At 62.6% G+C, this 23,838-nt stretch carries 19 protein-coding genes and 2 tRNA genes; 17 read left to right on the forward strand and 4 right to left on the reverse strand.

The annotated features are described in order from the left end of the window. Positions 1-77 precede the first annotated feature (77 nt). A complete protein-coding gene (locus H2O77_RS00630; protein WP_043333350.1) occupies positions 78-389 on the forward strand; it encodes an RnfH family protein in 312 nt (103 codons plus the stop codon). A 92-nt stretch (positions 390-481) separates the two neighbouring features. Here H2O77_RS00630 and bamE read toward each other — a convergent pair whose 3' ends face one another. Then, complete coding sequence (gene bamE / locus H2O77_RS00635) at positions 482-910, reverse strand: outer membrane protein assembly factor BamE (RefSeq protein WP_052384519.1); 429 nt, start codon at positions 908-910, stop codon at positions 482-484. A gap of 78 nt (positions 911-988) precedes the next feature. Between bamE and fur the strand changes: the two genes are divergently transcribed. Continuing rightward, entirely contained in the window at positions 989-1,411 is a 423-nt protein-coding gene (gene fur / locus H2O77_RS00640; RefSeq protein ID WP_043333352.1) for a ferric iron uptake transcriptional regulator, read from the forward strand. Positions 1,412-1,617: 206 nt separating this feature from the next. Here the strand turns inward: fur and recN are convergent, their stop codons facing one another. Continuing rightward, positions 1,618-3,288 (reverse strand): DNA repair protein RecN, encoded by a 1,671-nt coding sequence (gene recN, locus H2O77_RS00645; protein ID WP_215823700.1) that lies wholly within the window; start codon positions 3,286-3,288, stop codon positions 1,618-1,620. 376 nt (positions 3,289-3,664) lie between these two features. Here recN and grpE point away from each other — a divergent pair, with 376 nt between their 5' ends. The 3 genes from grpE to dnaJ all read left to right on the forward strand — a co-directional run bounded on the left by grpE (position 3,665) and on the right by dnaJ (position 7,738). Then, complete coding sequence (gene grpE, locus H2O77_RS00650) at positions 3,665-4,288, forward strand: nucleotide exchange factor GrpE (protein WP_043333357.1); 624 nt, start codon at positions 3,665-3,667, stop codon at positions 4,286-4,288. A 206-nt stretch (positions 4,289-4,494) separates the two neighbouring features. After that, the gene (gene dnaK / locus H2O77_RS00655; RefSeq protein WP_043333360.1) at positions 4,495-6,417 is read left to right on the forward strand and encodes a molecular chaperone DnaK; all 1,923 of its coding nucleotides are present in this window, start codon (positions 4,495-4,497) and stop codon (positions 6,415-6,417) included. 169 nt (positions 6,418-6,586) lie between these two features. Then, positions 6,587-7,738 carry a molecular chaperone DnaJ gene (gene dnaJ, locus H2O77_RS00660; RefSeq protein ID WP_043333362.1) on the forward strand — a complete coding sequence of 384 codons (1,152 nt, stop codon included), beginning with the start codon at positions 6,587-6,589 and terminating at the stop codon, positions 7,736-7,738. Between the two features lie 175 nt (positions 7,739-7,913). On the opposite strand, the gene H2O77_RS00665 is transcribed toward dnaJ, so the two are convergent. Further along, positions 7,914-8,942: an esterase-like activity of phytase family protein gene (locus tag H2O77_RS00665; RefSeq protein ID WP_131431138.1), complete on the reverse strand. Its 1,029-nt coding sequence runs from the start codon at positions 8,940-8,942 to the stop codon at positions 7,914-7,916. 209 nt (positions 8,943-9,151) lie between these two features. Between H2O77_RS00665 and dapB the strand changes: the two genes are divergently transcribed. From dapB to greA, 4 genes are all read left to right on the forward strand, one after another. Then, positions 9,152-9,958: a 4-hydroxy-tetrahydrodipicolinate reductase gene (gene dapB, locus H2O77_RS00670; RefSeq protein WP_043333367.1), complete on the forward strand. Its 807-nt coding sequence runs from the start codon at positions 9,152-9,154 to the stop codon at positions 9,956-9,958. A gap of 601 nt (positions 9,959-10,559) precedes the next feature. Then, positions 10,560-11,705 (forward strand): glutamine-hydrolyzing carbamoyl-phosphate synthase small subunit, encoded by a 1,146-nt coding sequence (gene carA / locus H2O77_RS00675; protein ID WP_192839084.1) that lies wholly within the window; start codon positions 10,560-10,562, stop codon positions 11,703-11,705. Positions 11,706-11,772: 67 nt separating this feature from the next. Continuing rightward, positions 11,773-15,003 carry a carbamoyl-phosphate synthase large subunit gene (gene carB, locus H2O77_RS00680; protein ID WP_107335696.1) on the forward strand — a complete coding sequence of 1,077 codons (3,231 nt, stop codon included), beginning with the start codon at positions 11,773-11,775 and terminating at the stop codon, positions 15,001-15,003. Next, positions 15,000-15,476, forward strand: a complete 477-nt coding sequence (greA, locus tag H2O77_RS00685) for a transcription elongation factor GreA (protein ID WP_043333374.1) — start codon at positions 15,000-15,002, stop codon at positions 15,474-15,476. The genes carB and greA overlap by 4 nt, the downstream gene beginning before the upstream one ends. 253 nt (positions 15,477-15,729) lie before the next feature. Here the strand turns inward: greA and yhbY are convergent, their stop codons facing one another. Beyond that, entirely contained in the window at positions 15,730-16,044 is a 315-nt protein-coding gene (yhbY, locus tag H2O77_RS00690) for a ribosome assembly RNA-binding protein YhbY (RefSeq protein WP_043333380.1), read from the reverse strand. Between the two features lie 279 nt (positions 16,045-16,323). Between yhbY and rlmE the strand changes: the two genes are divergently transcribed. From rlmE to H2O77_RS00730, 8 genes are all read left to right on the forward strand, one after another. After that, entirely contained in the window at positions 16,324-16,947 is a 624-nt protein-coding gene (rlmE, locus tag H2O77_RS00695; RefSeq protein WP_346428192.1) for a 23S rRNA (uridine(2552)-2'-O)-methyltransferase RlmE, read from the forward strand. Between the two features lie 481 nt (positions 16,948-17,428). Beyond that, positions 17,429-19,429, forward strand: coding sequence for an ATP-dependent zinc metalloprotease FtsH (gene ftsH / locus H2O77_RS00700; RefSeq protein WP_215823701.1), 2,001 nt, complete (start codon positions 17,429-17,431; stop codon positions 19,427-19,429). A 477-nt stretch (positions 19,430-19,906) separates the two neighbouring features. Continuing rightward, positions 19,907-20,749 (forward strand): dihydropteroate synthase, encoded by an 843-nt coding sequence (folP, locus tag H2O77_RS00705; RefSeq protein WP_240548772.1) that lies wholly within the window; start codon positions 19,907-19,909, stop codon positions 20,747-20,749. Continuing rightward, on the forward strand, positions 20,746-22,095 hold the full coding sequence (gene glmM, locus H2O77_RS00710) for a phosphoglucosamine mutase (protein ID WP_043333386.1): 1,350 nt from the start codon (positions 20,746-20,748) through the stop codon (positions 22,093-22,095). Before folP ends, glmM begins: the two co-directional genes overlap by 4 nt. Before the next feature lie 215 nt (positions 22,096-22,310). After that, positions 22,311-23,057 (forward strand): triose-phosphate isomerase, encoded by a 747-nt coding sequence (tpiA, locus tag H2O77_RS00715; protein WP_043333389.1) that lies wholly within the window; start codon positions 22,311-22,313, stop codon positions 23,055-23,057. A gap of 5 nt (positions 23,058-23,062) precedes the next feature. Then, a complete protein-coding gene (secG, locus tag H2O77_RS00720) occupies positions 23,063-23,449 on the forward strand; it encodes a preprotein translocase subunit SecG (protein WP_043333391.1) in 387 nt (128 codons plus the stop codon). 62 nt (positions 23,450-23,511) lie between these two features. Continuing rightward, positions 23,512-23,598: transfer RNA gene (locus H2O77_RS00725), tRNA-Leu, on the forward strand. Between the two features lie 103 nt (positions 23,599-23,701). Then, positions 23,702-23,778: transfer RNA gene (locus H2O77_RS00730), tRNA-Met, on the forward strand. The last annotated feature ends 60 nt before the right edge of the window (positions 23,779-23,838 follow it).

Genomic DNA, 23,838 nt, shown 5'->3' on the forward strand with positions numbered 1-23,838 from the left:
TCGGCCAGGGTGGAACGCCGCGCAGGTGATATATCGCACAGGTGGTATATAAAGGTGGCGAGAGCAAAGGAGCAGACATGACAGACAGAATCACGGTCGAGGTGGCCTATGCGCTGCCCGACAAGCAGAAGATCGTCTCGCTGGCGGTCGCCCCCGGCACCACGGCGCGCGAGGCCGTGCGCATGGCACGTCTGGAGCAGCACTTTCCGACGATTGCCGCCGAGGTGTTTCTCGAGGCGGACCTGGGCATCTTCGGCAAGGCGCTGCGCAAACCCGATGAGCATGTGCTGGACGCCGGGGATCGAGTCGAGGTCTATCGCGCCTTGATCACCGACCCCAAGCTTGCGCGCAAGCGGCGCGCCGACAAGGCCGCTCGCGCCGCTCAGTAAGACGAGATACAGGCGAGAATCAAAAACAGCGGGGCACCTTTCAAGGTGCCCCGCTGTTTTTCTGGCTTGTCACTGAGTGAAGAGGACAGTGATCAGCGCTCTTCAGGCAGGTCGGCTGCGCCTGCCTTGGGTTCAGCACGGTTAGGCTGTGCCGCGCGAGGGTCGATGTCCAGGTCCGGCACGATGACGGTTTCCTGGTCGATGTCGCCGCTCTTGTCGATGTTGGAGAGTGAATCGCCTGCGAAGGTCAACGTCACGCGCTTGTTGATGATTTCGCCATCCGCTTTCTTGAGGCGATAGACGTAGTCCCAGCTATCCTCACTGAAGGGGGCGGTCAGCAGCGGTGAGCCCATCACGTAGATGACCTGTTCGCGGCTCATGCCCGGCTTCAATTGCTCGACCATTTCCGGCTTGATCAGGTTGCCCTGAGGAAGGTCGCGCTTGTAGACGCTGAAGTAGCTGCACCCGGTGAGCAGCGACAGGGCGCTGCAAAAGGCGACTGTTTTGATCAAGTTTTGCATTTGCCCTGAAGATTCCCTATCGTTTTGCCTTGGCCGATCATACCTGATACATCAAGCGACTGCGAAGAGTACCCCAGCATGGCCGATCAGAACCATGAACTGCGCAAGGCGGGACTCAAGGTAACCCTACCGCGAGTCAAGATCCTGCAGATCCTCGAGAAATCGACGGATCGACACCTGAGTGCCGAGGACGTGTACAAGGCGTTGCTTGAGGCTGGCGAAGATGTCGGTCTGGCGACGGTTTATCGTGTGCTCACCCAGTTTGAAACAGCGGGACTGGTGATGCGTCACAACTTCGATGGCGGTCACGCCGTCTTCGAACTGTCCCAGGAAGAACATCATGACCACATGGTATGTCTGGACAGCGGCGAGATCATAGAGTTCTGTGATCCCGAGATCGAGCGCCGTCAGCGCGAGATCGTCGAGGAGCACGGCTATGAGCTGGTCGAGCATGCGCTAGTGCTCTACGTGCGTCCCAAGGGCGACAAGAGCGATAGCTGACGCGGGTTGCGTCAGGGATGACGTGGCCGGAGAGCCTTCTCCGGCCAGATACACGAACGGCCGCCCTCAGGGGCGGCCGTTCGTGTATCTGGCGTTCATGTTTCCTCAATCCATGACTCTGGCGTTCGTCTTGTTGAGGAGCATCATTGGACGAATGGACGTCGCTGGCAGTGCATGAACGGCGACGGCGACTTTGACGACAGCGCTCAGTGGCGGCTGTCGGCAGCGCCGAGCATCTCGCGGGCATGGGCGAGGGTCTGCTCGGAGAGGTGAATGCCGCCCAGCATGCGTGCCAGCTCGCGCACACGGCCGCTTTCATCCAGCAGCGCCATGTGGGTGCGGGTCGTGTCCTTCTCGGCCTGCTTTTCTATATGCAGGTGCTGATGCGCCTGTGCGGCGACCTGCGGCAGGTGAGTGACGGTCAGCACCTGGCCCTTGTCGCCCAGGCGACGCAGCAGCTGACCGACGATCTCGGCGGTGGCGCCGGAGATGCCGACATCGACTTCATCGAAGACCAGGCTGGGGATGGTCGAGCGACTGGCGGCCACGACCTGGATCGCCAGCGACACACGCGAGAGCTCGCCGCCGGAGGCGACCTTGGCCAGCGCACGTGGCGGCTGGCCCGGGTTGGCGCTGATGCGGAAGTGGATGCGTTCCATGCCCTCGGGCTGCGGACGTTCCCGCGCCTCGATGGCGACCTCGAAGGTGGCCTTGCCCATGCCGAGGAAGGCCAGCTGGTCCTGGATGTCGCTGGCCAGTTGCGGGGCGGCGGTGGCGCGTTTGGCGCTCACCTCACTCGCCAGCCCCTTCCAGGCCTCGCGACGCTGAGCCACTTCTTCGCGCAAGGCTTCGATGGCCTCCTCATCGCCACCCAGGCCGTCGAGTTCTTCGCTCAGGCGCTGATGAAGGCCATGCAGCTCGTCCGGCATCACATGATGCTTGCGCGCGATCTGATGAATGCGGCTCAGGCGCTCATCGACGAAGGCGAGGCGCTCGGGGTCGAGTTCGGTGACTTCCACGAAGCGATGCAGTTCACGCGCCGCTTCTTCTATCTGGATGCGCGCTTCCTCGAGCATGCCCAGCGCACTGGCCAGTGAGCCATGCTCATTGCCCGGCAGATGCGCCAGGCGCGCCAGGGCCTGGTTGAGGCGTGACAGCGCACCTTCTTCGTCGTGATCACAGCATTCGGCGGCGGACTGCGCCTCGGCCAGAATCTGCTCGGCATTGGCCAGCGTTTCCTGCTCCTGCTCCAGGGCTTCCAGCTCCCCTTCGCACAGCGCCAGTTCATCGAGCTCCTCGACCTGATAGCGCAGCAGCTGGCGACGTGCACGCACCTCATCGCCATCATTGCTCATGCGCTTGAGGCGACGATGCGCCTCCTGCCAGTGACGGAAGTCCTCGCGCAACTGGGCAGCCTGAGTCTCCAGGCCCGCATATTCGTCGAGCTGACGCAGATGCGTCTCTTCCTTGAGCAGGGAGTGATGGGCGTGCTGGGAGTGGATGTCGATCAGGTGCTCGCCCAGCTCGCGCAGGTCGGCGATGGTGCAGGGCGTGCCGTTGATCCAGGCCTTGGAGCGGCCGCTGGCGGTGATGACGCGACGCAGCAGGCAGTCGTCGCTGCCCAGTTCGCGCTCATCCAGCCACTGACGGGCGTCGCCAAGCTCACTGATATCGAAACGTGCGATGAGGTCGGCGCGGTCGGCGCCATGCCGCACGCTGCCGGCATCGGCGCGCTCGCCCAGACACAGGCCGAGGGCGCCGAGCAGGATGGACTTGCCGGCACCGGTCTCGCCGGTGATGGCGGTCATGCCGCGGCGGAAATCGAGTTCCAGCGTTTCGACGATGGCAAAATCTTGGATGGCGAGTTGCAGCAGCATGACTACCTCCGAGGGGGCTTTGACGTACGCCGTGCTGGGGGAACATCAGCGGACCCGGACTCGATGGGCGGGCTACGGTGTCGCCATACAGTATGTTTATACAGTGAACATGGCTTTTTATACAGCACGTTCGGGTGGCCTTCAATCCATGCCGGACTCAGTGGGGAGAAAAGCCCGCGGCAAGGCTTGAGAAGCGATGTGCTGTCCCCATATAGAGGCACTGACACTTTCAGTCGGCAGCAATGGCCTGGCCTTGCTGCCTCTCAAGGCAACTCATGGCCTGTCTGTCAGCCAGTACGCGTGATGCTTCGCGACAAGCTCAGCAGGCCACGAATCAGGGCAATGGCGCATAGACGCCGGCCCGCAGGAGATCAGCATGGCTCAGGACCCGCAGACCCCGATGGATGAAGAGCTTCAGCGTGCCGCTCGCGATGCCGAGCCGCAGCCGGAAACGCCGGAAGGTGAAGTGATCGACAACGTACTGGATGCCGACGATACCGGCGCCGAAGGCTCTCTGGTGGACAACCCGGAAGCCGAGATGCTGGCCGCCCAGGTCGAAGAGCTTGAGCAGGCCGTCAAGGAAGCCAAGGACCAGGCGCTGCGTGCGGCTGCCGATGCGCAGAACGCGCGCCGTCGTGCCGAGCAGGACGCCGAGAAGGCGCGCAAGTTCGCGCTGGAGAAGTTCGTCAAGGAAATGCTGCCGGTGGTGGATTCCCTCGAGAAGGCACTGGAATCCATGTCGGGTGACGAAGCGGCCAAGACCCACGTCGAAGGCATCGAGATGACCTTGAAAATGCAGCTGGATGCCCTGAACAAGTCAGGCGTCGAGCAGCTGGATCCGCACGGCGAGCCCTTCGATCCGGAATACCATCAGGCTGTCGCCATGGTGCCGTCCCCGGACGCGGAGCCGAACAGCGTCATCGACGTGATGCAGAAGGGTTACACCCTCAATGGCCGCCTGGTGCGTCCGGCGATGGTGGCAGTCAGCAAGGCCTCCTGAGGCCTGCGCGCTCCCGCCGCCCGATAGGCGTTGGATCGCGCCCTGTGGGGGGGGCTCAGGGCGATCCGGCCCGGGAAAATTTGCCCGGCCGGGTCTTGAAACCCTGACACGCGACCCCATCTAGAGAAACAAGTTCAGGCACCGACACAAGGTGCCGACATCCAGACTTATCTTTCAGGCTAGCAACAGATTCGAGGTATACGATTATGGGACGCATCATCGGTATTGACTTGGGTACTACCAACTCCTGTGTGGCAGTGCTCGACGGCGAGAAAACCAAGGTCATCGAAAACGCTGAAGGCGGTCGCACCACACCGTCCATCATCGCTTACACCGACGACAACGAGATTCTGGTCGGCCAGTCGGCCAAGCGTCAGGCAGTGACCAACCCGGAGAACACTCTCTTCGCGGTCAAGCGCCTGATCGGTCGCAAGTTCAAGGATGATGTGGTTCAGAAAGACATCAAGATGGTGCCGTACAAGATTGTCGAAGCCGACAACGGCGACGCCTGGGTGCAGGTGAAAGACAAGAAGATGGCACCGCCGCAGATCAGTGCGGAAATCCTCAAGAAGATGAAGAAGACCGCGGAAGACTACCTCGGTGAAGAAGTCACCGAAGCTGTCATCACCGTGCCGGCCTACTTCAACGATTCCCAGCGTCAGGCGACCAAGGACGCCGGCCGCATCGCGGGTCTCGACGTCAAGCGCATCATCAACGAGCCGACTGCCGCAGCCCTCGCCTACGGCATGGACAAGTCTCGTGGTGACAAGACCATCGCGGTCTACGACCTGGGCGGCGGTACCTTCGATATCTCCATCATCGAAGTCGCCGACGTCGACGGTGAGACCCAGTTCGAAGTGCTCGCCACCAACGGCGACACCTTCCTGGGTGGTGAAGATTTCGACATGCACCTGATCAACTACCTGGTTGACCAGTTCAAGGCAGACAGCGGTATCGATCTGTCCGGCGACAACCTCGCCATGCAGCGTCTGAAGGAAGCCGCCGAGAAGGCCAAGATCGAGCTGTCCAGCGCTCAGCAGACCGACGTGAACCTGCCGTACATCACGGCTGACAACACCGGTCCGAAGCACCTGAACGTCAAGGTGACCCGTTCCAAGCTCGAGTCTCTGGTCGACGACCTGGTCGCACGCTCCCTGAAACCGTGCCAGACCGCGCTGTCCGACGCCGGCCTGTCCGCCTCCGAGATCGACGACGTCATCCTGGTCGGTGGTCAGACCCGCATGCCGCTGGTGCAGTCCAAGGTGGCCGAGTTCTTCGGCAAGGAAGCTCGCAAGGATGTCAACCCCGATGAAGCGGTCGCCGTCGGCGCCGGCATCCAGGGCGGCGTGCTGGGCGGCGACGTCAAGGACGTGCTGCTGCTGGACGTGACCCCGCTGACCCTCGGTATCGAGACCATGGGTGGCGTGCTGACGCCGCTGATCGAGAAGAACACCACCATCCCGACCAAGAAGTCTCAGGTGTTCTCCACCGCTGACGACAACCAGGGCGCGGTGACCATCCACGTCCTGCAGGGTGAGCGCAAGCAGGCTGCGCAGAACAAGTCTCTGGGTCGCTTCGACCTGGCCGACATTCCGCCGGCACCGCGCGGTGTGCCGCAGATCGAAGTCGCCTTCGACCTGGATGCCAACGGTATCCTGAACGTGTCCGCCAAGGACAAGGCGACCGGCAAGGAACAGTCCATCGTCATCAAGTCTTCCGGCGGCCTGTCCGACGACGAGATCGAACAGATGGTGCGTGACGCGGAAGCCAACGCCGACGAAGACAAGAAGTTCGAGGAAATGGTCCAGCTGCGCAATCAGGCCGACGGCATGATTCACGCGACCAAGAAGACCCTGACCGAAGCCGGTGACAAGGCCGAAGCCAGCGAGAAGGAAGCCATCGAGACGGCCATTTCCGAGCTGGAAGAAGCCCTGAAAGGCGACGACAAGGATGCGATCCAGGCCAAGCTGGATGCACTGACCGAAGCGTCCGGCAACCTGGCGCAGAAGCTCTACGCCGAGCAGGGCGCCCAGGGTGAGCAGGCTGCCGAAGGTCAGGCTGGCAAGAAGCAGGACGACGACGTGGTTGACGCCGAGTACGAGGAAGTCAACGACGACAAGAAGTCCTGAGGGATTTCTTGAACGACGTCTGATGACAGCGCGGGAGCCTTGTGAAGGTGTCCCGCGTTGTCGTTTGCATCGGTGGCGCCTTGCGCTAGCCGCGAGCCACCGGTGACAACCGGCATTCCAGAACAGACCGGCAGCCTCAGGCTGCCAGCAATCCAGGCGGACCTGATCCATGTCCAAGCGTGATTATTACGAAGTGCTTGGTGTCGAGCGTGGCGCCGACACCAAGGACATCAAGAAGGCGTACCGACGCCTGGCCCAGAAGCATCACCCGGACCGCAACCCGGATGATGAAACTTCGGCCGAGAAGTTCCGTGAAGTCTCTGAAGCCTACGAAGTGCTGTCCGATGCTGACAAGCGCGCCGCCTATGACCAGTTCGGTCATGCCGGTGTCGATGGTCAGGGCGGCGGCGGCTTCGGTGGCGGCGGCTTTGGCGGTGGTGGTGCCGGCGGCTTCGGCGATGTGTTTGGCGATGTCTTCGGTGACATCTTCGGTGGCGGCGGTGGTCGTCGCAACCCGAACGCTCCGCAGCGCGGCAGCGACCTGCGTTACAACCTGGATCTCGATCTGGAATCGGCGGTTGCCGGTACCACGGTCGATATCCGCGTGCCGCGTCTGGCGGCCTGTGGCCACTGCGATGGCGATGGTGCCGAGCCGGGTTCCAGCAAGGAAACCTGCCCGACCTGCAATGGCATGGGCAAGGTGCGCATGCAGCAGGGCTTCTTCGCGGTCGAGCAGGCGTGTCCGACCTGCCACGGTCGTGGCGAGAAGATCAGCGTGCCGTGCCGCAAGTGTCACGGCGAAGGCCGCGTCCAGGAATCCAAGACCCTCTCGGTCAAGATTCCGCCGGGCGTCGACACCGGCGACCGCATCCGTCTGAACGGCGAAGGCGAGGGTGGTGTCAACGGCGGGCCGTCAGGTGATCTGTATGTGCAGGTCAACCTGCGCGAGCACGAGATCTTCAAGCGCGATGGTCGTCACCTGCAGTGTGAAGTGCCGATCAGCTTCGTCGATGCGGCACTGGGCGGTGAGCTCAACGTGCCGACCCTCGACGGGCGTGTCGTGCTGAAGATTCCGGCCGAGACCCAGACCGGCAAGCTGTTCCGTCTGCGCGGCAAGGGCGTCAAGCCGGTGCGTGGCGGCCCCGCCGGGGACCTGCTGTGCAAGGTGGTCATCGAGACCCCGGTCAGCCTGAATGAAGAGCAGAAGGAGCTGCTGCGTCAGTTCCAGCAGAGCCTTGGTGATACCGGCAAGAGCCATTCACCGAAGGAGAACAGCTTCTTCGATGGCGTGAAGAAGTTCTTCGAAGACATGAAGCCCTAGGCATTCGCCTTGCCGTCCGCGGGTCAGTCCCGTGGATGGCCTTCATGCCAGAGAGCCCCGCACTCGACTCCTCGAGTGCGGGGCTCTCGCGTTTCAGGCTCGGTGGCTCGGTCAAGCAATTCAGTCCGGTGACTCATTCTGGTAGCTCAGTCCAGTAGCACAGCCCGGGGCATGGCTACTCCGGCGCTGATTCAGCCGTGAAGGCCTCTGGCTCGATGACGGCAAAGCAGCTCAGCAGCGTGGTCTGGAAGCTGCTGAAGTTGTCATCCGAGATCATCAGGAAACGATTGCCTTCCAGATGCGTCAGCCCTTCGAAGTTATCCAGCGACCAGCCATCGCCGCTCGACAGGCGTGCCAGGGTGCGCACCTCGGCCTGGGTGCCGGGCTCGCCGAGATGCGCGCGGCGCAGACTGATCACCAGCGGGAAGGGTGGTGAGAAGGCGCGCTCCAGCATCAGCATGTCACCGTCGGGCAGCATCTCCATCGCGGTCAGGCTCGAGCCGGTGTCGCTGGCCAGCGGGTAGCTCCACTCGTGCTTGTCGTCGAGGCTGAAGATGCGCGTCATGCCGTCGCTCATGCCTTCCGGCGTGGCTTCCAGTCCGGCGAGCATGCCGTATTCCGGGTGCAGGGTCAGGGCTTCCATGCCGTTGTTGGGCGCCGCACCGCGCGCGCCCATCGGGGTGAAGGGCTCGCTGACGGCCAGGCCGCTGGGCAGGAAGTGCTCGACGCGTGGCTGCTGCTCGAAGCTGATCACCAGGCGGGAATCGCCGCGGCGGTCATTGTTCGCGCGCAGCAGCTGCAGGCCCTCGGCATCACTGAGGGCGCCGCGCAGCGAGACATCGGTCTCGTCGCGCAGGGTGTAGGTATTGAGCGCCTTGGCCCCGACCAGTTCGCCGTGGCGGAAGGCGAGCCGCAGACGATGCAGCCAGCCGCGGTCCGACACGGCATACAGCAGTGACTCGTCCTGGTCCCAGCCGATGTCCGACAGGCCGCCGACGGGGGTGTCATCCAGCCATTTGCCCGGCAGCCTGAGCGTGCCGCACCACTGGATTTCCGGGAACTCGCTCTTCTGTTCCGGCGAAGCCAGCGTGTAGGGGCGCGGGTGAACGCCGCAGGCGCTCAACAGGCCGGCGAGCGCCGTGGTGACAGCGAGGGTCTGGAGCATGCGCCAGCGGCGCGAGGCGGGGGATTGGCGTGCAGGCATGCTGACTCCGGAGACTGAGCGGTGATGAGAAAAATGACGATCAACAGGAGACAACCTGGTACGAGGCTACTCTAGCGCGTAACCGACACAAATACATGACGTCAGCCAACGCTGCAGGCGGCTGATATACTCGTCGGCAGGACACGCGATGCACCTTCGGCACAAGACCGATGTGATCGCCATCATGATCATAATATTCAGGAGTCAGCATGACCCGTATCGCAATCATGGGCGTCGCCGGACGCATGGGACGCACGTTGGTCGAGGCCGTCGGCGCAGTGGAAGGTCTGACGCTGGCGGCGGGTATCGTCGAATCCGGCAGCTCCCTGGCGGGCGTCGACATCGGTGAGCTGGCCGGTCAGGGTCGTCTGGGCGTGGTCGCCAGCGACAGTCTGGCTGCCGTGGTGGATGACTTCGACGTGGTGATCGACTTCACCGCACCGCAGGTGACACTGGCCAATCTGGCGCTGTGCGCCGAGCACGGCAAGCGCATGGTGATCGGCACGACCGGTTTCACGCCGGAGCAGCTCGAGCAGCTGGATGGCTACCGTGACAGCGTGCCCTTCGTGTTCGCGGCCAACATGAGCTCCGGCGTCAACCTGACCCTCAAGCTGCTGGAAACCGCCGCGCGTGCCCTCGGCGATGCCGGCTATGACATCGAGATCATCGAGGCGCACCACCGCCACAAGGTCGATGCTCCCTCCGGTACGGCGCTGGCGATGGGCGAAGCCGTGGCGCATTCCATCGGGCGTGATCTCGCCACCCACGGTGTCTTCGCGCGTGAAGGTCAGTGTGGCCCGCGTACCGACAAGGAAATCGGCTTCGCCACCGTGCGTGCCGGTGACATCGTCGGTGAGCACACCGTGATGTTCGCCACTGAAGGCGAGCGCATCGAGATCACCCACAAGGCGTCGAGCCGCATGACCTTCGCCAAGGGTGCGGCACGCGCGGCCGAATGGCTGTCAGGGCGCGAAGTCGGCCGCTATGACATGCAGGATGTGCTGGGGCTCAAGTGAGCGAAGTGGAGAGCAAGGTGGGGAGCGAAATGGAGAGCCAAGCGCTGAGATGACAGTCTGGCGACATTCAGGAAAATTTCTTTAAAGCTGTCTCGGTGGGCAGGATGCGGCGCACGCGTGAGCCATTCTGGCCGCCTTGCGCCGCTGGACTGCGTCGCTTTACAAGCGCTGTGCAGTGTTCCGGCTCGGCCAAGGGTTTCGTCAAGCTGACCGCAGCGACGAAACGGCCGTATCGTGGGCCTTGTCGCCTGCTGGCGGGGCATGCGCGGGGTGGTCAGCACTCAAGGATTCCGGTAATCTCTACCCAATTTGGCCACGTTCTTGGCCGCCCTATTGGTTGCCGTTTTGGCAGCGCTCGGGCCAGCAGTATTCCGAAGAATGATAACAAGCGGGATGAAACCTGATTTTTCGGTTTCGTCCCGCTTTTTTGCAACCTGAATTTGCCGCTTCTGGCGCGCGTCTGTCCAGTGACAGGCACCTGGCAGAAGTCGGCAGCGGGACACAGGCTCGGCGAATGCCGAGCACGATAATCAAGCAGCATGTCCGGTGTTCGACCGCGGATTCCGGGCAGGAAAGTGGACACTATGGGGAGGACGTTGCGTTGATCAAACCCGCGATACTGGCCTTGGAAGACGGCAGTGTATTTCACGGCAGCGCCATCGGTGCTGATGGGCAGACCAGCGGCGAGGTAGTGTTCAACACTGCCATGACCGGCTACCAGGAAATCCTGACCGATCCCTCCTACACCCGACAGATCGTCACTCTGACGTATCCGCACATCGGCAATACCGGCATCAACGACGAGGACACCGAGTCCGACAGCGTCGCAGCCGCCGGCCTGGTCATCCGCGACCTCCCGCTGCTGGCCAGCAACTTCCGCTCCACTCGTTCTCTCGATCAGTATCTGCGCGACGAGAACGTCGTCGGCATCGCTGACATCGACACGCGTCGCCTGACGCGCATCCTGCGCGAGAAGGGCTCCCTGAACGGTGCCATCCTCGCCGGTGAAGATGCCCAGGGTGATGACGCCGTCGAACGCGCGCTGGAAGCGGCACGTGCCTTCCCGGGTCTGAAGGGCATGGACCTGGCCAAGGAAGCCTCCTGCAGCGAGCAGTTCGAGTGGCACGAAGGCGAATGGACACTGGGCGAAGGCTATGCCGATACCCGTGAGTCCGAGCGTCCCTTCCACGTGGTCGCCTACGACTACGGCGTCAAGCACAACATCCTGCGCATGCTGGCATCCCGCGGCTGCCGCCTGACCGTCGTGCCGGCGCAGACGCCTGCCGCCGAGGTGCTGGCGCTCAATCCGGATGGCGTCTTCCTGTCCAACGGCCCGGGCGACCCCGAGCCCTGCGACTACGCCATCACCGCGATTCGTGAAGTGCTCGAGACCGACACGCCGGTCTTCGGCATCTGCCTGGGTCACCAGCTGCTGGCACTGGCCTCCGGCGCGACCACGGTCAAGATGGGCCACGGTCACCATGGTGCCAACCACCCGGTGCAGGACCTCGACAGCGGTGTGGTGATGATCACCAGCCAGAACCACGGCTTCGCAGTGGATGAAGCGGGCATGCCGAGCAGCCTGCGCGCGACCCACAAGTCGCTGTTTGACGGTAGCCTGCAGGGCATCGAGCGCACCGACCGCCCGGCCTTCAGCTTCCAGGGTCACCCGGAAGCCAGTCCCGGCCCGCAGGACGTCGCCCCGCTGTTCGATCGTTTCATCGAGATGATGCGCGCGCGACGCTGAGCCGAGCGCAGGCCCGAGGGCCTGATCCATCGTTGAGTTCAGTCACCAGATCATTGCGGGAAGAGACATGCCGAAACGTACAGACCTAAACAGCATCCTGATCATCGGCGCCGGCCCCATCGTCATCGGCCAGGCGTGCGAGTTCGACTATTCCGGCGCACAGGCCTGCAAGGCCCTGCGTGAAGAGGGTTACCGGGTCATCCTGGTCAACTCCAACCCGGCAACCATCATGACCGACCCGGTGATGGCCGATGCGACCTACATCGAGCCGATCACCTGGGAAACCGTGGCGCGCATCATCGAGAAGGAACGCCCGGACGCCATCCTGCCGACCATGGGCGGCCAGACCGCGCTGAACTGTGCGCTGGCGCTGGAGCGCGAAGGCGTGCTCGAGCAGTACGGTGTCGAGATGATCGGTGCCAACGCCGACACCATCGACAAGGCCGAAGACCGTGATCGCTTCGACAAGGCGATGAAGAAGATCGGTCTGGCGTGCCCGAAGGCCAAGGTCGCGCACTCCATGGAAGAAGCCTGGGAAATCCAGGCCGAGCTGGGCTTCCCGTCCATCATCCGTCCCAGCTTCACCATGGGCGGTTCCGGCGGCGGCGTGGCGTACAACCGTGAAGAATTCGAAGAGATCTGCCATCGCGGCTTCGAGCTGTCGCCGACCCGCGAGCTGTTGATCGACGAATCGCTGCTGGGCTGGAAGGAATACGAGATGGAGGTCGTTCGTGACAAGAACGACAACTGCATCATCGTCTGCGCCATCGAGAACTTCGACCCGATGGGCGTGCACACCGGCGACTCCATCACCGTCGCCCCGGCCCAGACCCTGACCGACAAGGAATACCAGCTGATGCGTGATGCATCGCTGGCCGTCCTGCGTGAGATCGGCGTCGAGACCGGCGGTTCCAACGTCCAGTTCGGCATCTGTCCGGACACTGGCCGCATGGTCGTGATCGAGATGAACCCGCGCGTGTCGCGTTCCTCGGCACTGGCTTCCAAGGCGACCGGCTTCCCGATCGCCAAGATCGCCGCCAAGCTGGCCGTCGGCTACACCCTGGACGAGCTGCAGAACGACATCACCGGTGGCAAGACGCCGGCGTCCTTCGAGCCGTCCATCGATTACGTCGTCACCAAGATTCCGCGCTTCACCTTCGAGAAGTTCCCGCAGGCCAATGACCGCCTGACCACGCAGATGAAGTCGGTCGGCGAAGTCATGGCCATCGGCCGTACCTTCCAGGAATCCCTGCAGAAGGCGCTGCGTGGCATGGAGACCGGCGTTGATGGTCTCGACCCGATCGTAGAGAACTTCAGCGACGAGAACATGGCGCGTATCAAGGGCGAGCTGCAGGCCGCCGGTGCCGAGCGTATCTTCTACATCGCCGATGCCATGCGTGCCGGTCTCGATATCGAAGAGATCTTCCGCCTCACCAACATCGATCGCTGGTATCTGGTGCAGCTGGCCGACCTGATCGCTCAGGAAGGCGCAGTGGCCGCAAGCTCGCTGGGCGAGATGGACGCTGATCGTCTGTTCCGTCTCAAGCGCAAGGGCTTCAGCGATGCGCGCCTGGCGCGTCTGATGGGCGTGTCCGAGAAGGCCTTCCGCAAGCACCGTCAGAAGCAGGGCATCCGTCCGGTCTACAAGCGCGTCGACACCTGTGCCGCCGAATTCGCGTCCGACACCGCCTACATGTACTCCACCTATGAGGAAGAGTGCGAGGCGGAAGTCAGCGACAAGAAGAAGATCATGGTGCTGGGTGGCGGTCCGAACCGTATCGGTCAGGGCATCGAGTTCGATTACTGCTGTGTCCACGCCTCCCTCGCCATGCGCGCGGACGGCTACGAGACCATCATGGTCAACTGCAACCCGGAAACCGTGTCCACCGACTACGACACTTCCGATCGCCTCTACTTCGAGCCGGTCACCTTGGAAGACGTGCTGGAGATCGCCGACAAGGAGCAGCCGGTCGGTGTCATCGTCCAGTTCGGTGGCCAGACGCCGCTGAAGCTGGCGCGTGAGCTCGAAGCCGCCGGTGTGCCGATCATCGGTACCACGCCGGACGCCATCGACCGCGCCGAAGACCGCGAGCGTTTCCAGCAGATGATCGAGAAGCTCGGTCTGATCCAGCCGGAAAACGCCACCGCGCGCAGCTTCGAGGAAGCCTTCGTCAAGGCCGAGGTCATCGGTTACCCGCTGGTGGTGCGCCCGAGCTACGTGCTGGGCGGCCGCGCGATGGAAATCGTCTACTCCGCCGCCGAGCTCGAGAACTACATGACCCACGCGGTCAAGGTCTCCAATGACTCGCCGGTGCTGCTGGACCACTTCCTGAACGCTGCCATTGAAGTCGACATCGACGCGGTGTCCGACGGCAAGCAGGTCGTGATCGGCGCCATCATGCAGCACATCGAGCAGGCCGGTATCCACTCCGGTGACTCCGCGTGCGCACTGCCGCCGTACTCGCTGCCGGCAGACGTTCAGGAAGAGATGCGCGAGCAGGTCAAGCGCATGGCGCTGGAGCTCAACGTCGTCGGTCTGATGAACGTGCAGCTGGCCTGGCAGGATGGCGTGATCTACGTCATCGAGGTCAACCCGCGCGCTTCACGTACCGTGCCGTTCGTCTCCAAGTGCATCGGCCAGTCGCTGGCGCAGATCGCCGCACGCTGCATGGCCGGCCAGACCCTGGAAGAGATCGGTTTCACCCAGGAAATCGTGCCGACCTTCTACAGTGTGAAGGAAGCGGTGCTGCCGTTCGCCAAGTTCCCGGGGGTCGACCCGATCCTGTCGCCGGAAATGAAGTCCACCGGCGAAGTGATGGGCTCCGGCGATACCTTCGCGGAAGCCTTCTACAAGGCGCAGCTGGGTGCCGGTGAAGCCATCCCGACCCTGACTGGCGATCGCAAGGCCTTCCTGTCCGTGCGTGAGTTCGACAAGGCGGGCGTTATCGAGGTGGCCCGCTCTCTGGTAACATTAGGCTTTACGCTTTGTGCTACCCGTGGCACGGCAGAGGTGATCGCCGCTGCCGGCCTCGAGGTTGAACCCGTCAACAAGGTGTTCGAAGGGCGGCCGCATATCGTCGACATGATCAAGAACGGCGAGATCGCCTATATCGTCAACACCACAGAGGGACGTCAGGCCATCAATGACTCGTCCGTGATCCGTCGCACGGCGCTGGCGCACAAGGTGCCCTACGCCACGACGCTGGCGGGTGCTAATGCCGTGTGCATGGCGCTTGCCTACGGCAACGACGTCAAGGTCCGTCGTCTCCAGGATATGCATGCAGGAGTCATGATATGAGTAGAAGTCCGATGACCGTCGAAGGCGAAGACCGCCTTCGCAAGGAGCTCGAGCACCTAAAGGGCACTGAGCGTCCCCGGGTCATCGCTGACATCGCGGAAGCCCGTGAGCACGGCGATCTCAAGGAGAATGCCGAGTACCACGCCGCGCGTGAACAGCAGGGTTTCATCGAGGGTCGTATCCAGGAGATCGAGTCCAAGCTCTCCATGTCCCAGGTGATCGACGTCACCAAGTTGCCGAAGACCGGCAAGGTGATCTTCGGCACCACGGTCGACCTGATGAACCTCGATGACGATAGCGAAGTGCGCTACCGCATCGTTGGCGAAGATGAAGCCAGCATCAAGGACGGCAAGATCTCCGTCACCTCTCCGATCGCGCGTGCGCTGATCGGCAAGGAAGAAGGGGATGTCGTGGTCGTGCGTACCCCGGGTGGCGATGTGGAGTATGAAATCTCCGAAGTGCATCACATCTGAGGCACGTCACATCTGAAGTGCATCGCCTCTGATTCGTCAGATCCTGATGTCGTGACAGCCCTGCCGGTCATCCCGGCAGGGCTGTTTTTTTGGCCTGCGGGCACGAAATCCTTCAGGGAGGCGGCTCTCCGCGTCATCAGGTCGTGATTGTCAGCTACAGAAAACAGAAACGCCGCCCTCGATGAGGGCGGCGTTTCTGTCTGCGGCAGGCGTGGCGTGCGAGGTGAGCCTCGTCAGGCCTGGGCCCGGCGGCTTACTTCTCGCTGAAGCGCTGTACGTTCGATAGCTTCGGCTTGGCCTGAGGGTTGCGGCGATACAGCAGAGCGATCTTGCCGATGCTCTGGATCAGGGTCGCGCCGGTTTCGCTGCACAGGTGGCGAGCCACCTCTCCGCGCGCTTCGCGATCGTTGATCGCCAGCTTCAGCTTGATCAGTTCGTGATCGTGCAGTGCGCGCTCCAGTTCGGTCACGACGCCTTCGGAAAGGCCGTTTTCCGAGACGGTGACGATCGGGTCAAGATGGTGCCCGATGCTGCGAAATGCTTTCTTTTGTGACTGTGACAAGCTCATGGTATCGTAAAGTTTCCCTGTTGGCGTCCGATGGGAGCGGGGAGCGTAGCGAAAGACAGGGTCGACTCCAGGGCTTGAAATCCAGGGGTGTGAACCCGTCTGTTGCGCAGGCAATGTCTGTGCCCACGGGCGGAACCGCGCGCAGGACCCGCCATTCTACTCCATGACGACGCTCATGACACGACCCGTGCGCAAGCTTGCCACGCCTTTCGTGTCGTCGTTATCCCCCGCGCTATCTCCCGCCAGTATTCGATTTTCCCCGACATTCCAGGTGACAACGTGGCTCACCCCAGCAAGAGCAGTGCTGGCTGGATGAAGGAACACTTTGATGACGCCTATGTCCAGCGCAGCTGGGCCGACGGTTATCGTTCCCGTGCCAGCTACAAACTGATTGAAATCGATGACAAGGACTGCCTGCTCAAGCCAGGCGCCACCGTCATCGACCTCGGCGCAGCCCCCGGAGGCTGGAGCCAGATCGCCGCGGACCGCGTCGGCATGGAAGGCGTGGTCATCGCCTCCGACATTCTCGAGATGGACGCCCTGGCCGGTGTCGACTTCATTCAGGGCGACTTCACCGAAGAGGCCGTGCTGAACCAGATTCTGGCTACCCTGGGTGACCGCCCGGTGGACCTCGTGATCTCCGACATGGCGCCCAACATGAGCGGCATGAGCGCGATCGATCAGCCTGCCGGCATGTACCTGGTCGAGCTGGCGCTGGATCTGGCGCGTCAGACCCTCAAGCCGGGCGGCAATTTCCTGGTCAAGGTCTTCCAGGGCGAGGGCTTCGATGCCTATCTGAAGGATATGCGCGGCAGCTTCAAGAAGGTCGTGACCCGCAAGCCGGAAGCGTCGCGTGCACGCTCACGCGAAGTCTATCTGCTGGGGCAGGGCTTCAAGGGCTGATGGCCCGTGTCCTTGCATGCCGCTGCACGCGGCAGGCACTGACTCGCGGTGGCGAGATTTCCACGTTGCTGGTCGCATGCTTCATCGCGGGTTAAGGCGAGCCATGCGATGCTCGTCCAGACTGGCGCCAATGTGTCCGGGCGAGTCGCAGCGCTGGCTGATGCAGGCTGTCTATCGGTGCAATAGTCCATCGTCGGGCTTTAAGCAATGGTTGCCAGCCCCCATCTGGTGTAGTGTCGATATCATTGGGTCTTGAGTACGATGGGCCAGTGACAGTTCGGTGGGTTTCAATGCCTTACCGATGCTGGCAGGCAAGTAGCACAATGCACGGCAAGCTTTGAGTGACTCGGTAGGCGAAGTGGCGCGTTGCGCTGACTTGATACCCCGCAGGCACGATCAGATAGCATGGCAGGCCACCACAAGACGGCAGTCGGAGTATTCACGGCATGCCAAGACAGATTCATGCAATGAGGGTGTCCCCTTGAACGACATGGCGAAGAACCTGATTCTCTGGTTGATCATCGCAGCAGTGCTGCTGACGGTGTTCAACAACTTCAGCGTCGATACCTCGCCGCAGGCGATGAACTATTCACAGTTCGTCCAGCAGGTGCAGAACGACCGGATCAAGAGTGTGACCATCGATGGTTACACCATTGAGGGTGAGCGGGCCGATGGCTCCAGCTTCACCACCATCCGGCCGGCGGCGTCCGATCCCAAGCTGATGGATGACCTGCTTGCCAACAAGGTGGAGGTCATCGGCAAGAAGCCTGAGCAGCAGTCGCTGTGGACACGCCTGTTGATTGCCAGCTTCCCGATTCTGATCATTCTGGCCATCTTCATGTTCTTCATGCGCCAGATGCAGGGTGGCGGCGCCGGCAAGGGTGGCCCGATGAGCTTCGGCAAGTCCAAGGCCAAGCTGCTGAGCCAGGACCAGATCAAGACCACCTTCAGCGACGTCGCAGGCTGTGACGAAGCGAAGGAAGAGGTCGAGGAGCTGGTCGACTTCCTCAAGGACCCCAGCAAGTTCCAGCGTCTTGGCGGTCAGATTCCGCGTGGCGTCCTGATGGTAGGCCCGCCGGGCACCGGCAAGACCCTGCTCGCCAAGGCGATCGCCGGTGAAGCCAAGGTGCCGTTCTTCAGCATCTCCGGTTCTGACTTCGTCGAGATGTTCGTCGGTGTCGGTGCCTCCCGTGTGCGTGACATGTTCGAGCAGGCCAAGAAGCAGGCGCCGTGCATCATCTTCATCGATGAGATCGACGCCGTCGGCCGTCACCGTGGTTCCGGCATGGGCGGTGGTCACGATGAACGTGAGCAGACACTGAACCAGCTGCTGGTCGAGATGGATGGCTTCGAGGCGAACGACGGCATCATCGTCATCGCCGCGACCAACCGTCCTGACGTGCTTGACCCCGCGCTGCTGCGTCCGGGCCGCTTCGACCGTCAGGTGACCGTCGCGCTGCCGGACATCCGTGGCCGCGAGCACATCCTCGGCGTTCACCTGCGCAAGGTGCCGATGGGCGATGACGTCGTGCCGGTCAACATTGCACGTGGTACGCCGGGCTTCTCCGGTGCGGACCTGGCCAACCTGGTCAATGAAGCCGCCCTGTTCGCCGCGCGTCGCAACAAGCGTCTGGTCGGCATGGAAGAGCTGGAGCTGGCCAAGGACAAGATCATGATGGGCGCCGAGCGCAAATCGATGGTCATGTCCGAGAAGGAGAAGCGCAACACGGCCTATCACGAGTCTGGCCACGCCATCATCGGCCTGGTGATGCCCGAGCATGATCCGGTCTACAAGGTGTCGATCATTCCGCGCGGTCGTGCGCTGGGTGTGACGATGTTCCTGCCGGAAGAGGATCGCTACAGCTACTCGCGTCAGCAGATCATCAGTCAGATCTGCTCGCTGTTCGGCGGTCGTATCGCCGAAGAGATGACGCTGGGCCCGAACGGTGTCACCACCGGCGCGTCCAACGACATCAAGCGTGCTACCGAGCTTGCCCACAACATGGTCGCCAAGTGGGGTCTCTCCAGCGAGATGGGCCCGATCATGTACGACGAGGACGAGTCCCATCAGTTCCTCGGTGGTCCGGGTCAGAGTGGCGGCAAGCTGAAGTCTGGCGACACCACCTCGCGTCTCGACAAGGAAGTGCGTCGTATCATCGACGAGTGCTACGCCAAGGCGCAGCAGATCCTGGAAGAGAATCGCGACAAGCTGGATGCGATGACCGAAGCGCTGATGACCTACGAAACCATCGATGCCGAGCAGCTGGCGGACATCATGGCAGGTCGTGCTCCGCGTCCGCCGAAGGACTGGGGTGGCCCGGCGAGCGGCGGTGACGGTGGCCTGGTGGCCCCGGTTGCCGACACTCCGAAGGCGGAAGCGCCGGAAGCTCCCAAGGCGGATGACGACGCTGATGGCAGTGAAGATGACGACAGCAACCGCCGTCGTCCGTCTGATCCGCTGGGTGGTCCGAGCGGCCATTGATGTAGGCCTGATGTAGGCCTGATCTAGGCCTGATCTAGGCATAAGGGGCGCCCGATATCGCATGCGATGTCCGAGCCTCTGAAAGGAAAAACGCCCGACTGGCTTGCCAGTCGGGCGTTTTCTTGTCTGCAGCAGTGGTGGCCTGTACCGCTGCAGCAATGACGCTGTTGAAATTAAGGTGCTGCTGATGAGTGGCCTACGCCGTGGCGTGACGGTGTCGACTCATGTCTCTGCACGGGCATTGTCAGCGCCATGATGAGCGTGGGGTGAAAGGTCTGAGCCAATGGCGTTGCCATCTGCTGACGCCCCGTGTGGTGGCCATTCCACGCCTTGCGCACCATGGGCTGGCTCTTTAAAGTGGTGCGCAATCATTTCTGACCGGGCTGCGAAGCCACCTTCGTGCCCCTCTCGCCTGCATGGAATGCCATGACGAATTCTGCCTTGAGTGCGCCTCTCGAGCCTCGAGTGGGCCATCTGATGTCATTGGAGTGCGCTGGACGCCTTCTCGATCTTTCGCGTCCGCGGGTGATGGGGATTCTCAACGTGACGCCGGACTCCTTCTCGGATGGCGGCCGCAGCGCGACCCTGGACGCCGCGCTGCGCAATGCCGAGCAGATGCTGGGCGATGGTGCCGCGATGATCGATGTCGGCGGTGAGTCGACGCGGCCCGGGGCGACGCCGGTCAGCACCGAAGAAGAGCTTGAGCGGGTCTGCCCGGTGGTGGAGCGGCTGGTGAGCGAGCTGGGCGCCTTGGTGAGCATCGATACCAGCAACCCGCAAGTCATGCGCGAAACCGCACGGCTGGGGGCCGGCATGATCAATGACGTGCGTGCGCTGAATCGAGACGGCGCGCTCGAGGCCGCCGCTGACAGCGGCCTGCCCGTCTGTCTGATGCACATGCGCGGCGAGCCGGACACCATGCAGCAGGATACGCATTATGCTCAGTCCATCGAGCAGGAAGTCCGGACGTTCCTGGCGGCGCGTATCGCGGCCTGTGAGGCGGCGGGCATCGCGCGTGAGCGACTGCTGCTGGACCCCGGCTTTGGCTTCGGCAAGTCACTGCAAGACAATCTGCGCCTGTATCACCGCATGGCGCAGTTGCATGAATTCAACCTCCCGCTGCTGATCGGCACGTCACGCAAGAGCATGATCGGCAATGCCCTCGGGCGCGCGGTAGAGGATCGCTTGGCTGGTAACCTGGCACTGACGGCATTGGCCGTTCGTGACGGGGCCAGACTGTTTCGCGTTCACGACGTGGCCCCGACTGTCGACGCTGTCGACATGGCATGGGCCGTGCTACAGGAAGGCACGATACGATGAGTCGACGTTATTTTGGTACGGATGGTATTCGCGGCACGGTCGGGGAATTCCCCATCACGCCAGACTTCATGCTCAAGCTGGGCTGGGCGGCAGGCCGCGTATTCGCCCGTCACGGCCGCGGCAAGGTATTGATCGGCAAGGACACGCGCATCTCGGGCTACATGTTCGAATCCGCGCTCGAGTCCGGCCTTTCGGCAGCGGGCGTCGATGTGTCCCTGCTCGGCCCGATGCCGACGCCGGGGATCGCCTATCTGACGCGCACCTTCCGCGCCGATGCCGGCATCGTCATCTCGGCCTCCCACAACGCCTATCCGGACAACGGCATCAAGTTCTTCTCCGCTGCCGGTACCAAGCTGGATGATGCGCTGGAAGCCGAGATCGAAGCCGAGCTGGACCGCGACATCGTGATCGTCGGCCCGGACAGCCTGGGCAAGGCGTCACGCATCCAGGATGCGGCCGGCCGCTATATCGAATTCTGCAAGTCCACGCTGCCGGGCCGTCTGGGTCTGCACGGCATGAAGGTGGTGCTGGATTGCGCGCATGGTGCGACCTATCACATCGCGCCGAACGTCTTCCGTGAGCTGGGTGCCAAGGTCAGCGTCATCGGCGGTGAGCCGGATGGCCTCAACATCAATCAGGGCGTCGGCTCCACGCACCCGCAGGCGCTGCGCGCGGCCGTCATCGAGCAGGGCGCCGATCTGGGCGTGGCCTTCGATGGAGATGGTGACCGCCTGATCCTGGTCGATGCCGATGGCCGTGTCATCGATGGCGACGACATCCTCTACATGATCGCGCGTGACCGTCACGAGCGCGGCGTGCTGGGCGGTGGTGTCGTCGGCACCCTGATGTCCAACTTCGGCCTGGCGGCAGCACTGGAAGGCCTGGGAATTCCCTTCGAGCGTGCCAAGGTCGGTGACCGCTACGTCATCGAGCGTCTGGAAGCCAACGGCTGGCAGCTGGGTGGCGAATCCTCCGGCCACATCGTCTGCAGCCATATCCAGAGCACCGGGGATGGCATCGTCTCGGCGCTGCAGGTGCTGGCGATCATGGCGCGTGAAGAGTGCTCGCTCAGTGAATTGCTGGTCGGCTTCGAAAAGGCCCCGCAGGCGCTGATCAATGTGCGTCTGGCGCCGGGTTGTGACAACAAGGCGCTGATGGCGGCGGACGCCGTGCAGGCCGCGGTGGTCGAAGTGGAGCAGACGCTGGGCAATGAAGGGCGCGTGCTGCTGCGCCCCAGCGGCACGGAACCGCTGATTCGCGTCATGGTCGAAGGGCGTCCGCACTTCGATGTCGATGCGCTGGCGGGTCAGATCGCCGCGACGGTCGAATCCAGCATGTCGGCGTGATGCGCTGACAAGGCGGCTCGCCGGGGCGACGGTTCACGTCGCTGAGCGGTCGAGTTGCACAGGACGACAACAGGCGCCGAGTGCGCCTGTTGTCGTTTCTGGCAGTTGCCCCGAGCCTGATCGTGCCGGATCACGGGGCTTGACAGGGGTCGCGAAGGTTGTCAGTCAAGGGCGGCTCCATTACCATCCTCGCACTGCTCACAAGGGAGAAGCACATGCGTACACCGCTGATTGCCGGAAACTGGAAGATGAATGGTGATCTTGCCCTGGTCGATGAGTTTGCCCGGGGCCTGCAGGCGGCTGAGCTGCCGCAGGGCATTCAGGTGGCGCTGGCAGTGCCTTTCCCTTATCTGAGCGCCGCTCGCGCGAGCATGCCTGTGAGCGTGGCGCTGGCGGGGCAGACGCTGAACCCGGCGAGCGAGGGTGCCTTTACCGGCGAAGTGGCGGGTCAGATGCTCAAGGATGTCGGTGCCGCGATGGTGCTGGTCGGTCACTCGGAGCGTCGAAGCCTGTATGCTGAAGACGATGCGGCGGTACTGGCGCGTGTCGAGGCGGCGCTTGCCGCTGGCCTCACGCCGGTGCTGTGCGTCGGTGAGACGCTCGAGGAGCGTGAAGCCGGTGACACGGAGCGTGTCGTGCTGGGACAGCTGGAGGCGGTGTTCTCCGCGCTCTCCGCCGATGCGCGCACGCGTCTGGTCGTCGCCTATGAGCCCGTCTGGGCCATCGGTACTGGGCGCACCGCCTCGCCCCAGCAGGCGCAGGAGGTCCATGCGGCCATTCGTGCGCGCCTGGCCGAGTGGTCTGCCTCGCTCGCCGAGGCAATGCAATTGTTGTACGGCGGTAGCATGAAAGCTGCCAATGCCGCCGAGCTGCTTGCGCAGCCGGATATCGACGGCGGTCTCGTGGGCGGTGCCTCGCTCCAGATCGACGAATTCCTAGCCATTTGCCAGTCTGCAGGTTGAATCTCATGCAAGTAGCCGTTCTGATGGTCCATGTGGTACTCGCGGTCGCGCTGATCGTGCTCGTCCTTCTTCAGCAGGGCAAGGGTGCCGAAGCTGGCGCTGCCTTTGGTGGCGGTGGTGCTTCCCAGACCGTTTTCGGTTCCAGCGGTAGCGGCAACTTCCTCGCGCGCTTCACGGGTGTTCTGGCCGCGGGCTTCTTCGCGACCTCTCTGACACTGGCCTGGTTCGCGTCCAACGCCAACCAGCCGTCAGTCGAAGCGGGCATTCCGAATGCCAGCGTGATCGAGCAGCAGAAAAATTCACTGCCATCACTTGACGACTCCGAGGAAAGTGTGGAGAATACGTCGCCAGTGCTTGAGGAAAGCGGCAACGCAGACCAACCAGCACTCTAAGGAATTCAAGGCGTTAACTTTGAATTCTTCCGGGTAACGTCTCAGGCGATACCCGCCCCCGTGCCGAAGTGGTGGAATTGGTAGACACGCTATCTTGAGGGGGTAGTGACCTTATGGTCGTGGGGGTTCAAGTCCCCCCTTCGGCACCATCTTGTTAGATCGATTGGCAGTCTGGACGCAACTCTGCCACCTTGGAAAGACGTCATTCCTTGACCTCCTTTTTCGGTGACATTACCATCGTCCGACTATTGTTGCGGGGTGGAGCAGTCTGGTAGCTCGTCGGGCTCATAACCCGAAGGTCATCGGTTCAAATCCGGTCCCCGCTACCAAGTTTCTTGAAAGGCCCCTTCCTATGAAGGGGCTTTTTGTTAGCACCAGTGCCAATCAGC

The organism is Cobetia sp. 4B (genome assembly GCF_018831605.1).
GTDB lineage: Bacteria > Pseudomonadota > Gammaproteobacteria > Pseudomonadales > Halomonadaceae > Cobetia > Cobetia amphilecti.

What these genes read in the sequence shown, in the direction of transcription:
- bamE (WP_052384519.1), bottom strand. Translation starts at nt 910, where the DNA reads ATGCAAAACTTGATCAAAACAGTCGCCTTTTGCAGCGCCCTGTCGCTG.
- secG (WP_043333391.1), top strand. Translation starts at nt 23,063, where the DNA reads ATGCAAGTAGCCGTTCTGATGGTCCATGTGGTACTCGCGGTCGCGCTG.
- H2O77_RS00630 (WP_043333350.1), top strand. Translation starts at nt 78, where the DNA reads ATGACAGACAGAATCACGGTCGAGGTGGCCTATGCGCTGCCCGACAAG.
- dapB (WP_043333367.1), top strand. Translation starts at nt 9,152, where the DNA reads ATGACCCGTATCGCAATCATGGGCGTCGCCGGACGCATGGGACGCACG.
- grpE (WP_043333357.1), top strand. Translation starts at nt 3,665, where the DNA reads ATGGCTCAGGACCCGCAGACCCCGATGGATGAAGAGCTTCAGCGTGCC.
- H2O77_RS00665 (WP_131431138.1), bottom strand. Translation starts at nt 8,942, where the DNA reads ATGCCTGCACGCCAATCCCCCGCCTCGCGCCGCTGGCGCATGCTCCAG.
- yhbY (WP_043333380.1), bottom strand. Translation starts at nt 16,044, where the DNA reads ATGAGCTTGTCACAGTCACAAAAGAAAGCATTTCGCAGCATCGGGCAC.
- dnaJ (WP_043333362.1), top strand. Translation starts at nt 6,587, where the DNA reads ATGTCCAAGCGTGATTATTACGAAGTGCTTGGTGTCGAGCGTGGCGCC.
- dnaK (WP_043333360.1), top strand. Translation starts at nt 4,495, where the DNA reads ATGGGACGCATCATCGGTATTGACTTGGGTACTACCAACTCCTGTGTG.
- greA (WP_043333374.1), top strand. Translation starts at nt 15,000, where the DNA reads ATGAGTAGAAGTCCGATGACCGTCGAAGGCGAAGACCGCCTTCGCAAG.
- folP (WP_240548772.1), top strand. Translation starts at nt 19,907, where the DNA reads ATGTCATTGGAGTGCGCTGGACGCCTTCTCGATCTTTCGCGTCCGCGG.
- carB (WP_107335696.1), top strand. Translation starts at nt 11,773, where the DNA reads ATGCCGAAACGTACAGACCTAAACAGCATCCTGATCATCGGCGCCGGC.
- tpiA (WP_043333389.1), top strand. Translation starts at nt 22,311, where the DNA reads ATGCGTACACCGCTGATTGCCGGAAACTGGAAGATGAATGGTGATCTT.
- recN (WP_215823700.1), bottom strand. Translation starts at nt 3,288, where the DNA reads ATGCTGCTGCAACTCGCCATCCAAGATTTTGCCATCGTCGAAACGCTG.
- glmM (WP_043333386.1), top strand. Translation starts at nt 20,746, where the DNA reads ATGAGTCGACGTTATTTTGGTACGGATGGTATTCGCGGCACGGTCGGG.
- fur (WP_043333352.1), top strand. Translation starts at nt 989, where the DNA reads ATGGCCGATCAGAACCATGAACTGCGCAAGGCGGGACTCAAGGTAACC.